We start from the raw sequence: 19,720 nt of genomic DNA on the forward strand, positions 1-19,720 counted from the left end.
TCCCTCACCATCCCAACTCGTCGGCGGTCTTCTCGGCGATCGCGGGCGAGCACGTCATGCCGCGCCCGCCGGGCCCGGTGACCAGCCACACGCCCTCGCGCACCTGCTGGCGGTGCACGACGCGGGCCGTGTCGACGCACTGCGCGTACACCCCGGCCCAGCGCCGCCTGATCCTCGGCAGCGGGCGCCCCAGGAAGCCCTCTACGACCTCGGTCAGGTGGTCGTAGGGGTCTTCGAGGGTGTCGAAGGCGAAGGGGTGCTCGTACTCGTGGGTGTCGCCGATGGTCAGGCCGCCGTCCTCGCGCTGGACCATGAGCAGCTGCATCTTGTGCGCGGCGGCGGTCGGCGCCTGCGCCTGCCCGGCGTTGAGCGCGTCGAGGGCGTCCGACTTGTACGCCGGGTAGTAGCGGAAGCTGTCCGCGTCGGCGACGGAGGTGGTGAGCGCCTCGCCGAGGGGCTCGGTCTGCATCATCTGCAGGCGTACGCGGCGTACGGGCAGGTCGGGTCCGGCCAGCTCGCGGACGAGGCCGCCGAGCCAGGCGCCGGTGGCGAGCACGACGACATCACCGGTGTGTACGTCGCCGTGGTCGTCCCGCACCGCGCTCTCACCGACGACTTCGCGCACTTCGCGGCCGGGCAGGAAGGTGTAGCGGGGCGACGCCAGCAAGGCCTCGCGCAGCCTGAGTTGAGCGACGCGCGGCTCCACGGCCGCGTCCCGCTCGCACCACAGACCGGCGACGAAGTCGCCGCGCAGCGCCGGGTTGAGGGCGCGCGCCTCGGCGGCGTCGAGCAGCTTGTAGCCGCGAGCCGCCGCGTCGGGGCGGGCGAGGGCGGCTTCGGCGACGGCGCGCTCGCGTTCGTTGCGTACGAGGGTGAGGGAACCGTTGGCCCGGAAGCCGATGCCCGCCACCCTCTCGCCTATCTCCTCCCACAGCTCACGGGCCCGCAGGGCGGTCTCCAGCTCCTCGCCTCCGGCGCGGCCGCTCACCCATATCTGCCCGAAGTTGCGCAGCGAGGCTCCACGGGCCTCGCTCTCGCGCTCGATCTGTACGACCTCGTGGCCGCGTTCCACTGCGTGCCAGGCGTGCATGGTTCCCACCACGCCGGCTCCTACGACGATGACTCTCACGGCGGCAACGCTCCTGGGGGAGGGTGACTCGGCGCGGTCCTGTCGGCAACGGGATGGTGAACGGCCACCCAAGGTTGGCCTAGACCCGTTATGTTCTCGTTACCTTGCGGAGGGAGGGGGGCGAGGGGCCGGTAAAAGGGAGGGGCCGGTAAAGGAGGTCAGCCGTTGCCGTCGTCGCCACCGTTGCCGCCGTTGCCCAGGTGCGTGGTGAAGGAGAAACGGTCGCCCCGGTAGAGGGTGCGGACCCGTTCGAGGGGGTGGCCCGCGGTGTCGCGTGAGACGCGGTGGATGAGCAGCATGGGCAGCGCGGGCGGAGTGCCGATCAGCAGAGCCTCGCGGGGAGTGGCGAGGACGGTCTCGATGCGTTCGTCGGCGTCGCCGAAGGAGATGCCGAGCCGGTCGCGCAGGTAGGCGTAGAAGGAGGAGTCGGGCTCGAAGTCCCGGTCGAGGGCGGGGGCGCGGGCCACGGAGACGTAGGTGCTTTCGAGCCCCACCCGCTCCTCATCGGCGAGCAGGACGCGCTCCATGTGCCAGACGGGCTCCCCCTGTTCGACCCCGATCTCGGCGGCGAGGGCATCGGGGGCGGGGAAGCGGTCGAGGGAGATGAGATGTCGACCCGGGGTACGTCCTTGTCGCCGTACGCCTTCCGTGTAGCTGGCGAGGGACAGCGGCTGCTCCAGCTTGGGGCCCGCGACGACCGTGCCTCGCCCCTGCCTGCGTAGCCGCCCTTCGAGCAACAGATCGCGCAGCGCCTGCCGCACGGTCTCCCGCGCGACCTCGTACCGCACGGCGAGATCCCGCTCGGTCGGCAGCGTCTGCCCGTCCCCCAACTCCCCTACCAGGTCGGCGATTCTGGCCTTCACCGCGTAGTACTTCGGGATGCGGCCGTGCTCGGGGATGCCGGAGCGGATGGGGGCGCCGGGGGCCTGGTCGAGCAGGTGCGCGGGAGGGTGCGGGGGGTTCGGGTTGTCCACCCGGGGATGTTCGCAGACGTACGTGAACAGGTAGGTGAACGGAGAGTGCGGTGCGGGCCCTCGATGGGGAGGCGGGGGCGGGGAGGCGGGGTACGGGTCTCCGGGGTGCGGGGTGCGGGTCTCCGGGGTGCGGGTTTCCGGGGTCAGCGTCTGCGTGTGGCTCGCAGCCTCCGAGCCCCTACGACGAGGGCCCAGCCCCCGGTGAACAGCGCACCGGCGACGGCACTGACACCGAGCAGGGCGCGGGGGCCCGTCGCGGCGAGTTCATCGGCGTACGAGGACCCTCCGCCGTCGGAGCGCTCATGTCCTCTCCCACCGCTGCCGCCACCGCCGACGCCTCCGCCGTCCCGCCCTCCGTCAGATTCGCTCTCGGTCCCGACATCGCCGGTACCGCCGGTGCCGTCGGTGCCGCCCGTATCGTCCGAGTCGCCCGTGTCCCCGAGGCCTTCGACGTTTTCGGTGTTCTCGGTGTTCTCGATGTCGAACGGATAGTCGTCGGACTCGCCCACCCAGTCGCCGTCGTCGTCACGGCGCTGGACGACGGCGGCGGAGACGACGGCTCGCTCGGATCGGGCCTCGGAGGTGAAGGAGAGCCGCACCTTGACGGTGCGGGTCTTTCCAGCCTTGACCGTGAATCCGGGGAATCCGTCATCGAAAACGCCGACGTTCTCGTCCCGGTCGGTCCGCTCGATCCCCACGGGACGCCAGCGCGTGCCGTCGTGGAACTCCAACTGGATCTGCCGGGGCCGCAGCTCGCGTTCCTTGTCGACGATGACGACGACGGGGTGGATGTTGCCGCAGCTGCCGCGCGTGGTGTTGGCCAACTTGAGGGACCAGTTCCGATAACCGCCCCCGGCCTCGTAGGTGGCGGGTCCGCCCTTGATCCGCGTCCCGATGGGGAAACCTCCGCCGTTGGGGGCGGAGCAGACGGGGGGCTGGGCTGCCTGGGGCTGGGCTGCCTGGAGCTGGGCTACTTGGGGCTGGGCTGCTTCAGGCTGAGCTGCTTGAGGCCGCTGAACGGGCGCCGCCGGGCCGCTCTCCGGCATCCCGTACGCGGCAACCGCTGGTCCCGCCCCGGTCGCGGTGGACGCGAGAACGGCGGCAGCGGCGGCGGTGACGCCGTAGGCGAGAGAGCGGCGAAGTCGCATGCAGGGCCTTTGCTGAGCGCGGGGCGGAGGGGCGGGAGGGAGCGGGGGCTAGGGGGCGGGGACGAGGGCGGGGGACGTATGACACTGATCGGCCGCGACCTTGCCACGCCCGCACGAACTCACGGGGCCCGCCACAGCCCCGTACCGCCGACTGGACCGCACACGTCACTCCTATCAGCTGACTTTCCGTTAAATGCGGCTGACAGGGCGGCCGAGAGCACCTCCAACCCGGCTCAGCCGCCGACCGGCACCACTCCCCCCGCTCAGACCCCAGCCGCCGCCACCCCTACCCCCGCCCACCCCGAAACGCCACATCCTCCGCCCGCCCGAAAAGCGGCGCGAGTACCAGTTGCGCGGCGCCCTCCGCGACCCCCCGGTCACCCCCGGACGCGACGGCGACCGGGACCTCCGCGCCTCCGCCGCCCCGCCGGGCGCGTGCGGTGACGACGGCGCCCACTCCTCGTACGAAGCGCTCCTCGTCGGCGAGGACGGCACGCCCGCCGAGCAGTACGAGGTCGATGTCGAGCAGGCTGACCAGGTTGCCCGCCCCCGCCCCCAGGACCCGCGCCGCCTCGTCCAGATCCCCGCGCGCGACCGCCGCCAGGCACAGCGCCTCGATGCAGCCGCGGTCGCCGCACCCGCACTCCGGGCCGTCCAGCTGGATCACCTGGTGGCCGAACTCCCCCGCCCCGGTCCGCGCACCCCGGTAGAGACCGCCGCCGAGGACGAGTCCCGCGCCGAGCCCCGTACCGAGGTGCAGATACGCGAAGGACTCCGCCACCCCGCCCAGCGCGAGGCCGAGGGCGGCGGCGTTCGTGTCCTTGTCCACGACCACCGGCAGCCCGAGCCGCCCGGCGAGCGCGTCCCGCAACGGGAAGCCGTCCCACGCGGGGAACCCGGTCACACGGTGCAGAACCCCGTCGGAGTGGTCGAGCGGACCGGGCAGCGCGACCCCGATGCCGAGCAGCCCCGGCGTCGTGCCAGCACTCCGGTCGAGGCCCCCGGCCAGTGACCGAACCACCCCCACCGCCACGTCGACCACGGCCTCCGCGCCATCGCCGAACTCCAGCGGCGCCCGGCGTTCCGCGACCACGTGGCCCGTCAGGTCGGCCAGGACCGCCGTCAGTTCGTCGCGGTCGAGGTGCAGGCCGACCGCGTGGCCCGCGTCCGGCACGAGCCGCAGCAGCGTGCGCGGCTTGCCGCCCGTGGACGCGCGGCGGCCCGCCTCCGCCGCCAGCCCCTCCGTACGCAGCCGCGCGGTGATCTTGCTGACGGCCTGCGGAGTGAGCCCGGTGCGCTCGGCCAGTTCGAGGCGGCTTATGCCGGTCTCGCCCGCCGTGCGCAGCAGGTCGAGCACCAGGGCGGCGTTGTGCCCGCGCAGCGCAGGCAGGTTCACTCCGGCGCCCGCCCTGCCGCCGCTTCCCCTGCCGCTTCCCCTGCTGCTGTCGCCGCCTGCCCTCGCCGTATCAGTGCTGTTCACACCCCCATTGTCGCTCGCGCTTGCGCTTTGGCAACAGCGTTGCTTAAGTGGAACGCATGACTGGTACAGGCTCAGGCGCCCCCGGACCTCACGGCTCCCCCCTACGCGTAGCCCTTGTCGGATACGGCCTCGCGGGCTCCGTCTTCCACGCCCCGCTGATCGCCGCCACCGAGGGCCTCGTCCTCGACACGGTCGTCACGTCGAACCCCGAGCGGCAGGCGCAGGCCCGCGCCGAGTTCGGTGACGAGCTGCGCTTCGCCGCGTCGGCCGACGACCTCTGGGTCCGCGCGGACGAGCTCGACCTGGTGGTGATCGCGTCCCCGAACAAGACGCACGTCTCGCTCGCGACCGCCGCCCTCAAGGCGGGCCTCCCGGTCGTCGTGGACAAGCCGATCGCGGGCACGGCCGCCGAGGCCCGCGAGCTCGCCGCGCTCGCGGACGACCGCGGCCTTCTCCTCTCCGTCTTCCAGAACCGCCGCTGGGACAACGACTTCCGCACTCTCCAGAAGCTCATCGCGGACGGCGAGCTCGGCGACGTATGGCGCTTCGAGTCCCGCTTCGAGCGGTGGCGTCCGCAGCTCAAGGGCGGCTGGCGCGAGTCCGGGAACCCCGAAGAGATCGGAGGTCTCCTGTACGACCTCGGGGCTCACGTCGTCGATCAGGCGCTCGTACTCTTCGGCCCCGCCCAGACCGTGTACGCCGAGTCCGACGTCCGCCGCCCCGGCGCCGAGGCCGACGACGACACGTTCATCGCGATCACCCACCGGGGCGGCGTCCGCTCGCACCTGTACGTGAGCGCCACCACCGCCCAGCTCGGCCCGCGCTTCCGCGCCCTCGGCTCGACGGCGGGCTACGTGAAGTACGGCCTCGACCCGCAGGAAGCCGCACTGCGCGACGGCAAGCGGCCCGCGACCGAGGACAGTTGGGGCGAGGAGCTCGAGTGCATGTGGGGCCGGGTCGGCTCCGGCGAGTCCCCGCTGACCGGCGGCGGCATCCCGGTCCAGACGCTGCCTGGCGACTACCCCGCGTACTACGCGGCGATCGCCGACGCCCTGCGCGGCACCGGCGAGAACCCGGTCTCCGCGTACGAGGCCGCGTCGGCCCTCGACGTCCTTGAGGCGGCACGCCGCTCGGCCCGCGACGGTGTGACGGTGGTCGTATGACGACGCCCACGCCCACCGCACCGACAGTGGAAGAGCTGGAGACCCAGGAACTCCGCCTGGTACTCGCCCACTTCACGTACGAGGACGCCTGGGCACTGGGCACACTCCTGGTCGACCTCGCCCGCGAGCGCCAGGCCCCGGTCGCCATCGACATCACCCGCGGCGGCCAGCAGCTCTTCCACGCGGCCCTGCCGGGATCGACCCCGGACAACGACGCCTGGATCGCCCGCAAGCGCCGCGTCGTCGAACGCTACGGCTGCTCGTCGTTCCTGGTCGGCACGCGTTTCCGCGCCAAGGGCACGACGTTCGAGGACTCCTCGCGCCTGGACCCGGACGTGTACGCGGCGCACGGCGGCGCGTTCCCGATCGCGGTGCGCGGCGCGGGCGTGATCGGCACGGTGGTGGTGTCGGGCCTTCCGCAGGCGGCGGACCACGCGCTGGTGGTCGAGGCGCTGGAGCGGCACATCGAGGCGGGATAGCGGCATCTCGGAGCACGGGGCGCGGTGGCGAACAGTCACCGCACCCCGCGCCCCGCGCCCCGCGGGCGTCACGCGTCCTTCAGCTCCTGGCGCTGCTTGCCGAGCCCCTCGATCTCCAGCTCCACCACGTCACCGGCCCGCAGGTACGGCTTCGGCTCGGGGTGCCCCATGGCGACGCCCGCCGGCGTACCGGTGTTGATGACATCGCCCGGGTACAGCGTCATGAAGTGGCTTACGTAGCGCACCACTTCCGCCACTGGGAAGATCTGCTGGGCCGTGGTCCCGTCCTGCTTCAGCTCGCCGTTGACCCAGAGCTTCAGGGACAGCGCCTGCGGGTCGGGGACCTCGTCCTTCGTCACGAGCCACGGGCCGAGCGGATTGAACGTCTCGCAGTTCTTGCCCTTGTCCCAGGTGCCGCCGCGCTCGATCTGGAACTCGCGCTCCGAGACGTCGTGCGACACCGCGTACCCGGCGACGTGCGCGAGCGCCTCCTCGTGGGACTCCAGGTAACGCGCGGTGCGCCCGATGACGATCGCGAGCTCGACCTCCCAGTCGGTCTTGACCGACTTGCGCGGTACGAGGACGGTGTCGTCGGGGCCGATCACCGTGTCCGCCGCCTTGAAGAAGATGACGGGCTCGGCGGGCGGCGTGGCCCCGGTCTCGGCCGCGTGGTCGTGGTAGTTGAGCCCGATACACACGACCTTGCCGATCCGGCCCACCGGCGGCCCGACCCGCAGCCCTCGCGCGTCGAGCACGGGCAGTTCGCCCGAACCGGCGGCGGCCCTGATCCGGTCGAGGGCGGCCGTGTCGGCGAGCAGCGCCCCGTCGATGTCCGTGACGGTCCCCGACAGGTCCCGCAACGTGCCTTCGGCATCGAGCAGCGCCGGGCGCTCGGCCCCCGCCGTGCCGACTCGCAGCAGCTTCATGGTCAATCTCCCTTGGTCGAGTCGCGCCCGCGTCCTGACCGCCGCGTGGCCCGCATCGGGGCCTCCCCTGCTCGAACGGGGTCGAGAGCTCGGGGAAGGGTCGCGGCCATCGGAGGTTTGGAAGATCCTCCAAGGTCACCGTCCATCCCGCAAGACCCTGTTCACAGACCGGACCGTTACCCGGCAGTAGCCGTTTTCCGTCGCCAGTAGCCCCGCTATAACCCCCGCTATAGCCCCGCCATAGCCCCGCTATCCGGCAGTAGCAGCCAGCGCCCCGGCGCCGTACGGCATGTCCCGGTAGAGCACGGCGCGCTCGACCGCGCTCCAGGTCGTGCTGGTGACCACGTACAGCGCGGCGGCCAGCGGTACGAAGGCCACGGTGAACAGCGTCATGAAGGACATGAACGGCATGACCTTGGTCATCGCACCCATGCCGGGCATCTGCTGCGCGTCACCGGAGCCGCCGGCACCGGCGGCGGCAGGCGCGGCCATCGCCATCTGCTTCTTCGCGCGCCGGAAGTTGAAGGTCGCGACGGCGGCCACGATCACGAAGAGCCCGATGTAGACGAGCCCCTGCGCGCCGAAGACCCCGCCGTCGGAGAGCGCGTCCTTCCACCGCCCGCCGAGGGGCGCGGCGAAGAGCTTGTGCCCGAGCAGCGCGTTGGCTTCCCCGCCGATGTTCGAGTTCGAGAAGAGGTGGTAGAGCAGGAAGAACGCCGGAAGCTGGAACAGGCTGGGCAGGCACCCGGAGAGCGGCGAGACCTTCTCCGCGCGGTGCAGTTCGAGTACCGCCTTCTGCAGCTTCTCGGGGTTCTTGGAGTGCTTCTTACGCAACTCGGCGATCTGCGGCGACAGCTTGGCGCGCGCCTTCTGGCCACGGGCCGAGGCCCGCGACAGAGGGTGGACGAGGAGTCGTACGCACGCGGTGAACAGCACGATGGCGGCGGCCGTCGCGGAGGCGTGGAAGGCCGGTTCGAGCAGATCGGCGAGGGAGCCGACCAGGTCGGCGAAAAGGGACATGAAATCGGACAGGAAGCCGGGCATGGAGAAGCCCTCCGGGGGTCTCGTCGTACCGAGGAAGAGAGATGAGGAACTCGTGTCGGCGTGACGGCCCGCGAGGGGTCCAGAGCCCGTGAGGGCTCTCGATCTGTCGCTGGAGGTGCGGGAAGAAGCGCAGGTCCCCTACGCGGCCGTCATGACGAGACGGCCCGGTGCTCGGGGCCGCCTGCGCCCGGAGGCGTCGGGATCGCGCTGCGGCAGGAACGCCGTGCGCTTCTCGCGGTCGCGGATGGCTGTACGCACCCGGGTGCGCGGCACGGCGGGAGCGCAGCGCGCGGCGAGCAGGGAGCAGACGGCGAGCGCGGAGCCCGCGGCGGCGGTCGCGGCGAGCGCGACGGCGGCGGTGAGGCTGCTCGCGTCGAGGAGGACGACCTCGACGAGGACGAAGAGGAGAAGGCCGGTGGGACGGAGGGCGGCTTTCCAGCTGCGGATCATGTCCTGCATCGCTTCGAGCCCCCTCTCCGTGAATCTTCGAGCCTTCGAGTCTTCGAGACGTCAGGTCTTCGAGCCTTCGAGACTTCGAGACTTCGAGACTGCTGACCTGTACGACGTATCGCGTACTGCCGTTATACAGGATCCGTCTCGCCGACCGTAGGGGCCGCCCTACCGGGGCCGCATGGACCGCAGCTTCCCCCACACGATGAGCCGGTACTTGGAGGTGTACTCGGGGGTGCAGGTGGTGAGGGTGATGTAGTACCCCGGGGAGCTGTACCCGTGCCCGGCTTTCACCAGGCTGCGGGGCACGGCCCGGATGACGCCGCTGTCACGGGCGGAGGTCTGGGCGAGCGTCTTGTCGACGACGTACGTGTAGACGGCCTTCCGGGTCTCGACGACGACCTCGTCACCGCCCCGGAGCCGATTGACGCGGCGGAAGGGCTCGCCATGGGTGTTGCGATGCCCGGCGAGCGCGAAGTTCCCGCCCTGACCGGGCTGGGCGGTACGCGGATAATGCCCGACGTATCCCTTGTTGAGTACGGCGCTCTTGCTGACCCCCTCGGCGACGGGCACCCGTATCCCGATGCGCGGAATGCGCAGGACGGCGTAGGCCTGGTCCCAGCGGGGTGCGGGGGCGGCGACGGATTGTTGCCGCCGGGCGGGCTCCTGACCGGGGGTTTCACCGGCGCCTGAGGCACGCGACTCGGGTCCGGCGCCGGAGGAGTCAGCCGAAGCTGACGGACTCCCACGCCCCGCACCCCCCTCCTCGTCCCCCGCCCCATCCCCATCCCCATCCCCCTGCCACTCGCGCTCCAGGGCGTGGACCTTGCGCTCGGCGCCTTCGCGGGCCTGCCGATTGGTCCACCAGAGCTGATGGACGACGAGCAGCAGCAACACGAGCCCGCAGGTGACGGCGGCCTCGGCGCCGCCCCACACAAGGCGAGCACCTCTCCCCCGCCCGCGCCCCCGCCGCCCACGAGGCCCCTGCACAACAACAGGAACCCGCTCAGCCCGCTCCCGCACGTCGGCACCTCCCCTGCCAAGAGGGCGGCAGATTAAGCCCAAGCCGCCGAACAATCCATGCCACCCACACCCCGACCGCACCCCGAGGACATCCCGACGGCATCCCGACCGCATGCCGACGACACCGCCGAAACCACAAAAAGTACGGCGCCCTGATCTGCCCTGATCTGCACGGCAACCCTGCTGCTAGGCCCCCACTCGGCAGTACGGTGTCCCGTATGCGCCCCGACACGCCTGCCGACCACATCGCCGAAGCCGAGCGCCTGGAGCGGACCGCCGGCTTGTACCCCGAGGACACCGAGCACCTGCTGCTCCAGGCCGCGGCCCACCTAGAACTGGCGGGCGAACGCGACCGCGCGACCACGCTCTACGACCGCCTGCTGACCCCGGACGCCCCTCACCCGGCGTCGGCCCCCACCCTCATCCGAGCCTTGAAGGCCTCGAACCTCTGGGAGTACGGCCACGAGGCGGAGGCAAGGGCGATCATCGACGGCGTACGGGCGGCGGCCCCGCGCGACCCGGCCCCGTGGGTGATCGCGGCGGAGTCCCTGGAATCGCACGACGAACTGAGTCAAGCGCAGGAAACATTCACGCAGGCGCTGGAACTCCTGCTTCCGTCCAGCTCCGGCGGCACCCCGTCCTACGAACAACGCCCGTTGCTGTTCGGCCGCCACCGGGTACGCCGCTTGCTGGGCGCGCCCCACGACGAATGGGACGCGCTGGCGGACCAGATCTCGACGTCCCCGGTCCCCCTGGACGAACTGCACGACCCGAAGCGCATCTGGTCCCTGGGCTCGGACAACCCGGTGGAACTCCGCGCGGAAATCTCCCGCATCCAGGCGGAGTTGGGCTCGTACAGGGAGGCACTGTCCCGCCCGTTCCCGGTGGCGGTCCTGCACTGGCCGTCGGCGGAACTGGAAGAACTCCTGACGGCGTACCCGCCCCTGGAATCCGAATACCCCTCGCACGAGGCGCACTTGTCGACCATAGAGTCCTCCCTGCGCGAACTCTCCGCCTCGGGCACCCCCAACTTGGGCATCGTCACGGGCACGGTCCCGTCGTACGAGGCATTCGCAGCCTCAGAGGGCGCACAACCAACGGACGCCTCCCTACTACCGCAGTACGCGACGACGCTGGCTGCGCGGGGGCGGGCTGTGGGGTGGCCGCCGGAGGCGGGGGCGGCTTGTTGGTGTGGGTCGGGGAATGTCTACGCGGAGTGCCACGGCACACAGGGGAACTAGAAGAAAGCGGGAGGCATAAGGGACCTTCTCATCCTTATCCAGGAACTAGGTCCCCTATGTCCGACCTCTGCAGTACCGTCACACTGATCCAGTTCATTTGTCGGGCCGCCCCCCTCCCCCACGCAGGCCACGACCTGCGTGCGCGAGGAAGAACATGGCCTATCAGCCCAGCACTGCTTGGGAGTACGACGTCCCTACGACGGGGAGCGCTCACCTGCCCCCGGATGCCGGATACGGCAAGGCACTCACCAATCAGGGGTACAGCTTCGAGGTCGCTGTGGCCGACCTGGTCGACAACTCGATCGACGCGGGTGCCGACAAGGTCGTCGTCCACTTCCTGCGGGATACCGATCGGATCCTCTCCCTCCTGATCATCGACAACGGCCGCGGTATGGATGACTCGCACTTGAACGCCGCGATGACCATCGGTAGGCGCCGCGAGTACGGTGACGGCGCGCTCGGTATGTACGGAACGGGCCTCAAGGCTGCCTCCCTTTCCCACGCCTCCTCCCTGACGTTGGTCAGCCGCACCAAGCGCAGCCGCGCCGCAGGGCGCCGTCTCACCGCCGAAGGGATCGAGGACAGCTTCCGCTGCGACACGGTCGACCCGCGCTATGCGCAGGACCTGGTCGACCGCTACGACGGCGTCATCGAATGGCATGGCACCATCGTGCGCTGGGACCAGGTACGCACCTTCCAGACGGTCGCGCGTGGCCAGAGCGACCAGTACCTGTCGAAGGCGATATCCCGCCTGGAAACCCACCTGGGCTTGTACTTGCACCGCTTCCTCCAGCGTGGCCTCCAGCTCGACATCGCCGTGTGGGACGTCAGCCCGGGCAGTGACGGCCACGGTGGCTGGGAAGAGCTGGACCACATCAGCGTGGAAGCTCTGGACCCGTTCGGCTACAAGGTGCCGGGCAGGGCGAGGTATCCACGTACGTTCACAGCCACCGTCGAGGGCGTGGGGGACGTGCCACTGACCGCGCACATCTGGCCCGCCAAGTCCAAGCAGGCGGGGTTCCGGCAGATCGGCGCACTGGCCGAGCGACAGGGCTTCTACTTCTACCGCAACGACCGGCTCGTCCAGGCAGGCGGCTGGAACGGGCTGCGCAACCCGGAGGGCCACCTCGTCCTGGCCCGCGTCGAGGTCGATCTGCCGACCTCCGACAACTCGGTCTTCAGTCTCGATGTGAAGAAGGAAGGGGTCACCGTCACCCCGGCTTTCACTCTCGGTGTCGAGAAGGCGGCAGACAGTGCGGGCAACACCTTCCACACGTTCCTCGACGACGCGGAGGCCACCTACCGGGACGGGGCGAAGCGTTCGGAGATCGTCCGCAAGTCGGTGACCGCACCCGGTAAGGGACTTGACCCCAAGGTCAAGCGGGTCATCAAAGAAGAGCTGCCAGAGAAGCCGGGTGAGGAACCAATCGAATTCACCTGGTCGCCGCTGCCTGACAATCGCTTCTTCGACCTGGACCGCGAGGCCAACGTCGTCCTTCTTAACAAGTCCTTCCGTAAGGACTTCAATGACGGGCGCCATGGCGGGTCCAACGACGCGCCTGTGGCCAAGACTCTCCTCTACCTCCTCCTGGAGGACTGCTTCGGCCTGGGCCGCTGGGAGAAGACCCGCCAGGACCGCATCGAGTACTGGAACACGATCATGCTGGCGTCGGTCGCCGCGCAGCGCGAGCGTCGCGAGCGAAGCACAGAGTCGGCCTCCTCCTGATCCGTCCTCCTGACCTCGAACTCCCTCTGTAAGGAACCGCCCCGTGAGCGACGTACGTGATGTGAGCGACGCCCTCTTGGAGATCCACTCCTCTGCCCTGGCCGGTATGGGCAACAGCCCTCGGCACTTCGCCCGTTGGGCCGCACTCGCCGCTGACGAGGATCACCCGGACGCCGATCTCACCGAGGAGACCTTCCGGTCCCGGCTCGTCGATGGCGACGAGTCGCTCCACGCACTGTGGAGCCGCCACCTCAACGACTGGGACTTCGCCCGGTCCACCTCTTGGGCTGCCGACACCGCGCCTCGTACGCGGGCCAGGCGTGAGGCCGCGTACGAACGGCTGCAGCTCGGGGCGGATCTGCGCAAGGTCCTGGATGAGGCGATACGAGTCTCGGAGGAACCCGGAGCCACGGTGATCACCCGGGAGTTCACCCCCTGGTACACCAAGGAACGAGCATCGGCTCGCTCCTTCTACTGGCGCGCATACGAGGGGAAGCTGCGCTCCAAAGGGTGGTCCGATGCTGCGGTAACCGGCCTGGACGAGGCGAGCCACGCAGTCGTCGAGCGCCTCGCCGACCCCGAGCAAGCCGCCGCACGCCAAGCGAAGGGCCTGGTCGCGGGGTACGTCCAGTCGGGCAAGACCGCCAACTTCACGGGCGTCACGGCCAAGGCGATCGACGCCGGTTACCGCTTGGTCATCGTCCTGGGCGGCACCCTGAACATGTTGCGGGCACAAACTCAGCGCCGCCTCGACATGGAGTTGATCGGCCAGGAGAACATCCTGCGCGGAGCGAACCCAGACGACATCGACAGCCTTGTCGGCATCGACTATGTGGGCGACGACTCCGACTGGCCCGACTTCGTGAGCCACGATGGTCGTCCTTCCGCACGCGGCGCCTTCGACGTCGAGCGCCTGACCACACGCGACAACGACTACAAGAGTCTGGCCCAGGGCATTCGTGCTCTCGAATTCGAGAAGCGCGAGCCGACCCGCCCCCTGCACGACCCGGCGAACCTGCACCACACGGCGGCCCGCGTCATGGTCGTGAAGAAGAACAAGTCGGTCCTCACCAAGCTCGTCAAGGACCTCAAGCAGATCCACGGCCTCCTCGGCGAACTCCCCGCGCTGATCATCGACGACGAGTCCGATCAGGCATCGGTGAACACCTCGAACCCGAAGAAGTGGGAACAGGGCCGAACCGAGCGGACGGCGATCAACAGCCTGATATCCCAGCTCCTCGGCCTGCTGCCGCGCGCGCAGTACGTCGGCTACACGGCGACTCCCTTCGCCAACGTCTTCGTCGACCCGAGCGACGGCGAGGACATCTTCCCCACCGACTTCCTGATCTCGCTGCCCCGCCCCGCGGGGTACATGGGCGTCCAGGACTTCCACGACCTGGACTCGGCCCTGTCGCCCGAGGAACGTACCTGCGCCAACTCACAGGAGAAGGCCCACGTACGAGGCATCTACGAGGAAACGAAGGGCGGAGATCGCCTGCAAGAGGCAATGGACGCCTTCATCCTCTCCGGTGCCCTGAAGCTCTACCGAGCCGCGCACGGCGTACCGGAAAAGCCCTTCCGTCACCACACGATGCTGGTCCACCAGTCGGTGAAGACGGACGACCACTCCGACCTCGCCCTGCGCATCAACTCGATGTGGCACGAGGCGGGTTACACGTCGACCACCGGCCATGCCCGGCTGGCCGACCTGTGGTCCACGGACTTCGGCCCAGTGAGTGAGGCCCGCGCCACCGATCTGCCGTCCCCTGACTCGTACGAGGACCTGCGCCCGTACGTGAGCCGCGCGCGCCAGCTCATCGGCTCCGGCGGCAAACCGGTCATCGTCGTCAACGGCAACTCGGACAGCTACTTCGATCAACTGGACCTGGACTTCGACCGCACCCCGCGCGTCTGGAAGATCCTGGTCGGCGGCACGAAGCTCTCCCGCGGCTTCACGGTGGAGGGCCTGACCGTCACGTACTACCGACGCACCACCCAGCAAGCGGACACGTTGATGCAGATGGGCCGCTGGTTCGGCTTTCGTCCCGGATACCGGGACTTGGTGCGGCTGTACATCGGGCGTGAGGAGCCCTACGGCCGGGCAAAGACCGCCGACCTGTACGAGGCGTTCGAGGCGGTGTGCCGGGATGAGGAACTGTTCCGGGAGCAGCTGTCCCGCTACTCAGAACTGGTCGATGGAAAGCCTCAGCTGACACCTGCGCAGATACCGCCGCTGGTTTCGCAGCACTTGCCGTGGCTGAAGCCCGCGGCTAGGAACAAGATGTTCAATGCGGAGCTGGTGGAGGTGCGGTCGCCGGGCAAGCCCATCGAACCAGCGGCCTACCCCCTCGATTCCAAAGCCACGGCCCGCAACACTCAACGCTGGAACACGATCCTCGCGGCTCTGGGCAGCAGCGGCACGGCCGTTTGCCGACTCCTCCCCGACGATACGTCCCGCCAGGCACGCACTTTCCGAGCAGCCAGAATCGTCGTTCCGCACGCAGAGCTGCTCGGGGTGCTCGGTGGCCTGGAATGGGAGAGCAAAAATCTGTTCGTGCCGCACCTGACGTACCTGTCCCAGCTGGACGGGCGTCTGGCAAAGGTCGAGGACTGGCTCGTCCTCGCTCCCCACCTCACAGAACGGCACCGCATCCCGACCGCCATCCTCGGCCACGGCCCCTTCTCCGTCTTCCGACGCAAACGCCAAGCAGGTAAGACAGCCTTCGGACGCATCTCAGGGCTCGAACACCGAACTTACGCACAGCAGCTGATCGACCATGCGGGAACTCCTGAGGGTGCCGACACCACACCAGAGATGGGTCCGCAGCGCGGAACGGTACTGCTCTACCCGGTGATCGAAGCCGCTACTGACGCCGAGGTGAGGTCGGTCGTATCTTCGGGCACAGTGAGTGCAGCCAACGTAACTATGGCGTTCACGCTAATCCCGCCGAAAGCAGCGATCGACTCCAAGCGCCAGCTCATCCGCTTCCGCGCCAAAGACTCCAGCCTGCCGGATGCCGCGATCATCGATAGGCACTAGACGACTTGCACGGGCAGTCGGCAATGAAAATGGCCGTGAACTAGACACGGTTACAGGGCAACTAATCAACTGGAGAAGGAACTTGCTCCCGTTCGAAGAGGACGTTACAGCGGCGACCCACATCGCTCACGATAAACCGACGACACAAGATGCCGAGCTCCTCAAGGTGCACGAGAGGATCCGCGCTCTCGACCCGGAAGGCCAGCGGTTCGCGTCTGTCCTCCGCGACACTATCGACATGCTCCTCAACGGCGAGGTGACCGGGCGCTACGACTGGAAATCCCTTTTTAAGACGGAAAAGACACATGCCGGAACGCTGGTCGAGATTAACTTGCAGCGTGAGTTCAGATTCAACGATGGCCTCGTCATGGACTACCGGATCGCCGGCATCGACGTGGACTGCAAGTACTCCCAGCAGTTCGGCGGCTGGATGATCCCTCCAGAAGCCCTGGGACACCTTTGCTTGCTGGTGTGGGCAAATGACTACAAAAGCCGCTGGAGCGCGGGGCTACTCCGCATAAATCGCGAGTGGCTGAACGTCGGCAATAACCGGGATATGAAGCTGACCGTTAAGGCTGCCCACCGTGACAAGATCCAGTGGCTGTGGCAGGACGCTGAACTTCCTGAGAATGTCTTACTGCACATGGATCCTGACAGCCGCGCAGCGGTCTTCGCCTCAAAGTCCGGCCAACAGCGTCTGAACGAGTTGTTCAGACGAGCACCGGAGCGCCGCATCGGCAGGAATGTAGTCCGTACAGTTGCGCAGCAGAAGGACTACATGAAGAGAGTACGAGGGAACGGCGGTTCGCGCTCCGCACTGCAACGTGAGGGATTCATCATTATGGGGGATTACAGAAATCACCAGGAAATCGCCCGCCAGCTCGGGGTCCCAGTTCCCCGAGAGGGAGAATTCGTGAGCGTAAAAGTGACCGAATCGACCAGCTTGCACGATTCGAATCGCGCCACGATCAACGGTCGGCAGTGGATAACTGCAGGCCCCGAATCCCCAGAAACAACCGCCCCTGAACTGCCATCTCATACGCGAGCTGACTGACCCCAACTGAAACTGCACTGGCTCTATTAATGAATCCTGAATACTCATCAACGAATGATCCTGCGATCCAGGAAACACTTGCATGGTTTCTTAATCATAAGAACCATGAGGGAAAGTTCAGAAGCTCTCTGAGAACAGCAATAGAAGAAGTTCTCGACGGCCGCAGAACAGGCCGGTACTCAATCGAGCAACTCACGAAGAATGAGAAGTCGTACATCGGAACCAAGGTTGAGATTGTCCTGCAGGACGCGTTCTCGATCCCGCGAGGAAAGAAAAGAGATGGATCTAAGGAGAAGCCCCTAGACTACTCCATCTGCGGGCACGAAGTGGATTGCAAATTCACGATCGGGTCCAACTGGGCAATCCCCAGGGAGGCTGTCGGTAAAATTTGCCTTCTGGTGAGCGTGAATGAACCTAAGGAGCACTTCAGTGTAGGTGTACTAAGGATGCTCCCTGAGTTCCTTACCGGAAAACCGAATAACGATGGGAAAAGAGGAGTGTCCGCCGGAATCGGAAAGAAGAGAATCGATTGGATCTCCAAGGAGAAGGCATTCCCCAAAGGAGTCCTCCTGGCCTTGCCTCCAGAGGACCAAGACTATGTCTGCGAAGAATCGAAATCAGGCCAGGAGCGCATCAATAGACTTTTCGAGCGAGTGCAGCGAATTCTAATTGATCGCAACACCACTGATACGGTTGCCCAGCAGCTGGACGGAATGGCGCGTGCACGCGAAGGAGACGGGCGGGCCAGAACCGTCCTGCGCAGCCAGGGAATTCTCATTGCGGGACACTGGCGAGCGCACAGGCTGGTGCTGGATGCTTTGAGAGTTCCTATACCACGTATGCCTAAGAGCGGCGAGTTGGTTAGCTTCAGAGTTGTGGAAACTAAGCCGTGGCACCAAGACCGCCCCCGCATCTCCCTCGACGGGAAGGAGTGGGTGCTTGCATCCCATGACGACCCTGCCGAGACCGGGCCTCATCTTCCCGGAACCAAGAATTGAACTTCCATCTCAGCTGACCCAGGATCGCCGGTCATGAACGAACCGTGGGACCCTCCTGAGGGATCGTGGGCCTCCTCCGCTGCCCGCCGACGCAATATGCAGGCCATTCGCAGCCGGGACACGAAGCCCGAGCAACTGATCCGCAGACTTGTTCATGCGCAGGGGCTTCGCTATCGCGTGGCTGCCAAACCACTCCCAGGACTCCGTCGCACGGCAGATCTGGTCTTCCGCCCAACGAAAGTCGCCGTCTTCGTCGACGGCTGCTACTGGCATGGGTGCCCCGAGCACTACGTGCCGCCGAAGACCAACTCCGGCTACTGGTCGGACAAAGTTGCCCGGAACATGGCACGCGACCTGGACACCAATCAGCGCCTCACAGAGGCCGGGTGGCTCGTGCTCCGTTTTTGGGAGCACGAGCCAGCGGACAAGTGCGCGGCCAGCATCGCCACGGAGGTCGAAAGACGTCGGGCTAGTGCATGTAAGAGAAAGGGGGACGGCTGATCAGTTCTTCTTCCGGTCACGCTCGCGCGCAGCCTTTAGAACGTCCAGGATCGACGCACCGACCGCCTTAGCCACAGGCGGCGGGAAGGCATTGCCCACCTGCCGGTACTGCGCCGTCTTGCCAGCGGCCTTCTTACCGTCCTTCTCACCGCCGTCAAAGTTCCACCCCGGTGGAAAACCCTGAATGATCGCGGCCTGCTGCACCGTGAGCATCGGCCCATCGGGCCGGAAAAGGTCGCGCTCCTCGGTCTTCTTCTTCTTGGACGTGTCAGGGTCATTGGCAACACCAAGCCCTGAGACACCCAGCAGATCCCATGCAGCCTTGGCCCGGCTGGGTCCTAGGTCTGCACCGCCATGCTTCTTCGACCCGCCGACGAGCGTAGGCGCGATGCCGCCGCCCTTACCCTTGAGCTCATCGGCGCGCTTCTGCGCCTTCGTGTGCCAGCGGTTATAGCCATCCCGAGCGCGCTTGGCGTAGGGCCCTTCGAAATACGGCTTGTAGCGCTCGAGCATGGACAACTCAAGGCTCTTCGCGACGCTGACAGGCTCTTCATGAGTCGGAGTCGGCCACTCGTACTTGACGTCCTTCAGAACGTCATTGCGGATAGCTACGAGGATGGCGCGCGGACGGAGCTGCGGGACACCGAAGTCGCTGGCCTCCAGAACACCCCACTTGCACACGGTGTACTTGAGTCCTGGGTCGTAAGCCTGCTCGCCATCCTCCCCCCGGTATGTGCCGCCCTGCAGCTTGGCCAGGATCCAGTCGCGGTAGTCGGCGAACTTCGGGTCCATGATTCCGCGTACGTTCTCGATCAACACCGCGCGCGGGTTGAGTTCCTCAACGAGCTCCAGCATCCGCGGGAAGAGATCACGCTCATCATCTCTGCCGAGCTGCTTGCCAGCATGCGAGAACGGCGGGCACGGAACGCCACCTGCGAGAAGATCCAGGCCTTGGTCCGCTAGCAGCTCGCCACTCTTCTTCAGATCCCTGGCGGGCTTGAAATCCTTGACGTCTGTAGGCGGCAGGACATCGCAGTGTTCTCTCTCCCAACGCCACGCATCATGTCTCTCAATGTTGTCGCGGAGCGTGTTGACCGCATGTGGATCAATCTCCACCAGTGCGAGGTGCCTGAACCCGGCCTGATGCAGACCAATGGCCTGCCCACCCGCTCCAGCACAGATCTCCACAGACGTGTAGACAGGCTCAAGCTCATTCATGTGGGTCATGCCCCTCCTTACAGATGTGCAGCGGCGGGCACTCTGCGCGCACCACCATCACAGAGGGTGACAGACCCCACTGACAACGAGACCCGACCAAGTTTGCAGTACGTTCCACTGTTCGCT

The 19,720-nt window shown here is 67.3% G+C and carries 17 protein-coding genes; 8 read left to right on the plus strand and 9 right to left on the minus strand.

What is annotated here, in order from left to right; all coding sequences use genetic code 11:
* Positions 1-4 precede the first annotated feature (4 nt).
* The 4 genes from ACZ5CR_RS22485 to ACZ5CR_RS22500 form a co-directional block, all read right to left on the minus strand.
* The gene (locus tag ACZ5CR_RS22485; RefSeq protein WP_468860019.1) at positions 5-1,129 is read right to left on the minus strand and encodes a TIGR03364 family FAD-dependent oxidoreductase; all 1,125 of its coding nucleotides are present in this window, start codon (positions 1,127-1,129) and stop codon (positions 5-7) included.
* Positions 1,130-1,287: 158 nt separating this feature from the next.
* Complete coding sequence (locus ACZ5CR_RS22490; protein WP_468860021.1) at positions 1,288-2,103, minus strand: GntR family transcriptional regulator; 816 nt, start codon at positions 2,101-2,103, stop codon at positions 1,288-1,290.
* 143 nt (positions 2,104-2,246) lie between these two features.
* The gene (locus ACZ5CR_RS22495) at positions 2,247-3,251 is read right to left on the minus strand and encodes a hypothetical protein (protein ID WP_468860023.1); all 1,005 of its coding nucleotides are present in this window, start codon (positions 3,249-3,251) and stop codon (positions 2,247-2,249) included.
* Between the two features lie 286 nt (positions 3,252-3,537).
* Positions 3,538-4,647 (minus strand): ROK family transcriptional regulator, encoded by a 1,110-nt coding sequence (locus ACZ5CR_RS22500; protein WP_468860310.1) that lies wholly within the window; start codon positions 4,645-4,647, stop codon positions 3,538-3,540.
* A 140-nt stretch (positions 4,648-4,787) separates the two neighbouring features.
* Between ACZ5CR_RS22500 and ACZ5CR_RS22505 the strand changes: the two genes are divergently transcribed.
* A complete protein-coding gene (locus ACZ5CR_RS22505) occupies positions 4,788-5,894 on the plus strand; it encodes a Gfo/Idh/MocA family protein (protein ID WP_468860025.1) in 1,107 nt (368 codons plus the stop codon).
* Positions 5,891-6,373, plus strand: a complete 483-nt coding sequence (locus tag ACZ5CR_RS22510) for a heme-degrading domain-containing protein (protein ID WP_468860027.1) — start codon at positions 5,891-5,893, stop codon at positions 6,371-6,373. Before ACZ5CR_RS22505 ends, ACZ5CR_RS22510 begins: the two co-directional genes overlap by 4 nt.
* 68 nt (positions 6,374-6,441) lie before the next feature.
* Here ACZ5CR_RS22510 and ACZ5CR_RS22515 read toward each other — a convergent pair whose 3' ends face one another.
* From ACZ5CR_RS22515 to ACZ5CR_RS22530, 4 genes are all read right to left on the minus strand, one after another.
* The gene (locus ACZ5CR_RS22515; protein WP_468860029.1) at positions 6,442-7,299 is read right to left on the minus strand and encodes a fumarylacetoacetate hydrolase family protein; all 858 of its coding nucleotides are present in this window, start codon (positions 7,297-7,299) and stop codon (positions 6,442-6,444) included.
* 249 nt (positions 7,300-7,548) lie between these two features.
* Positions 7,549-8,331, minus strand: a complete 783-nt coding sequence (locus ACZ5CR_RS22520) for a YidC/Oxa1 family membrane protein insertase (protein WP_468860311.1) — start codon at positions 8,329-8,331, stop codon at positions 7,549-7,551.
* 150 nt (positions 8,332-8,481) lie between these two features.
* Positions 8,482-8,802, minus strand: coding sequence for a DUF6412 domain-containing protein (locus ACZ5CR_RS22525; protein ID WP_468860031.1), 321 nt, complete (start codon positions 8,800-8,802; stop codon positions 8,482-8,484).
* A gap of 159 nt (positions 8,803-8,961) precedes the next feature.
* Positions 8,962-9,783 carry a class E sortase gene (locus tag ACZ5CR_RS22530; RefSeq protein WP_468860313.1) on the minus strand — a complete coding sequence of 274 codons (822 nt, stop codon included), beginning with the start codon at positions 9,781-9,783 and terminating at the stop codon, positions 8,962-8,964.
* 251 nt (positions 9,784-10,034) lie between these two features.
* Between ACZ5CR_RS22530 and ACZ5CR_RS22535 the strand changes: the two genes are divergently transcribed.
* The 6 genes from ACZ5CR_RS22535 (at position 10,035) to ACZ5CR_RS22560 (ending at position 18,376) form a co-directional block, all read left to right on the plus strand.
* Positions 10,035-11,057 carry an SEC-C metal-binding domain-containing protein gene (locus ACZ5CR_RS22535; RefSeq protein WP_468860032.1) on the plus strand — a complete coding sequence of 341 codons (1,023 nt, stop codon included), beginning with the start codon at positions 10,035-10,037 and terminating at the stop codon, positions 11,055-11,057.
* A 154-nt stretch (positions 11,058-11,211) separates the two neighbouring features.
* On the plus strand, positions 11,212-12,783 hold the full coding sequence (locus ACZ5CR_RS22540; RefSeq protein ID WP_468860034.1) for an ATP-binding protein: 1,572 nt from the start codon (positions 11,212-11,214) through the stop codon (positions 12,781-12,783).
* A 61-nt stretch (positions 12,784-12,844) separates the two neighbouring features.
* Positions 12,845-15,823 (plus strand): Z1 domain-containing protein, encoded by a 2,979-nt coding sequence (locus ACZ5CR_RS22545; protein ID WP_468860315.1) that lies wholly within the window; start codon positions 12,845-12,847, stop codon positions 15,821-15,823.
* A gap of 82 nt (positions 15,824-15,905) precedes the next feature.
* The gene (locus ACZ5CR_RS22550) at positions 15,906-16,877 is read left to right on the plus strand and encodes a NaeI family type II restriction endonuclease (RefSeq protein WP_468860036.1); all 972 of its coding nucleotides are present in this window, start codon (positions 15,906-15,908) and stop codon (positions 16,875-16,877) included.
* A gap of 29 nt (positions 16,878-16,906) precedes the next feature.
* Positions 16,907-17,875 (plus strand): NaeI family type II restriction endonuclease, encoded by a 969-nt coding sequence (locus ACZ5CR_RS22555; protein WP_468860038.1) that lies wholly within the window; start codon positions 16,907-16,909, stop codon positions 17,873-17,875.
* A 33-nt stretch (positions 17,876-17,908) separates the two neighbouring features.
* Complete coding sequence (locus ACZ5CR_RS22560) at positions 17,909-18,376, plus strand: very short patch repair endonuclease (protein ID WP_468860039.1); 468 nt, start codon at positions 17,909-17,911, stop codon at positions 18,374-18,376.
* Here ACZ5CR_RS22560 and ACZ5CR_RS22565 read toward each other — a convergent pair whose 3' ends face one another.
* Positions 18,377-19,594 (minus strand): DNA cytosine methyltransferase, encoded by a 1,218-nt coding sequence (locus ACZ5CR_RS22565; RefSeq protein WP_468860317.1) that lies wholly within the window; start codon positions 19,592-19,594, stop codon positions 18,377-18,379.
* Positions 19,595-19,720 lie beyond the last annotated feature (126 nt).

This window comes from Streptomyces sp. NPDC031274 (genome assembly GCF_055570235.1).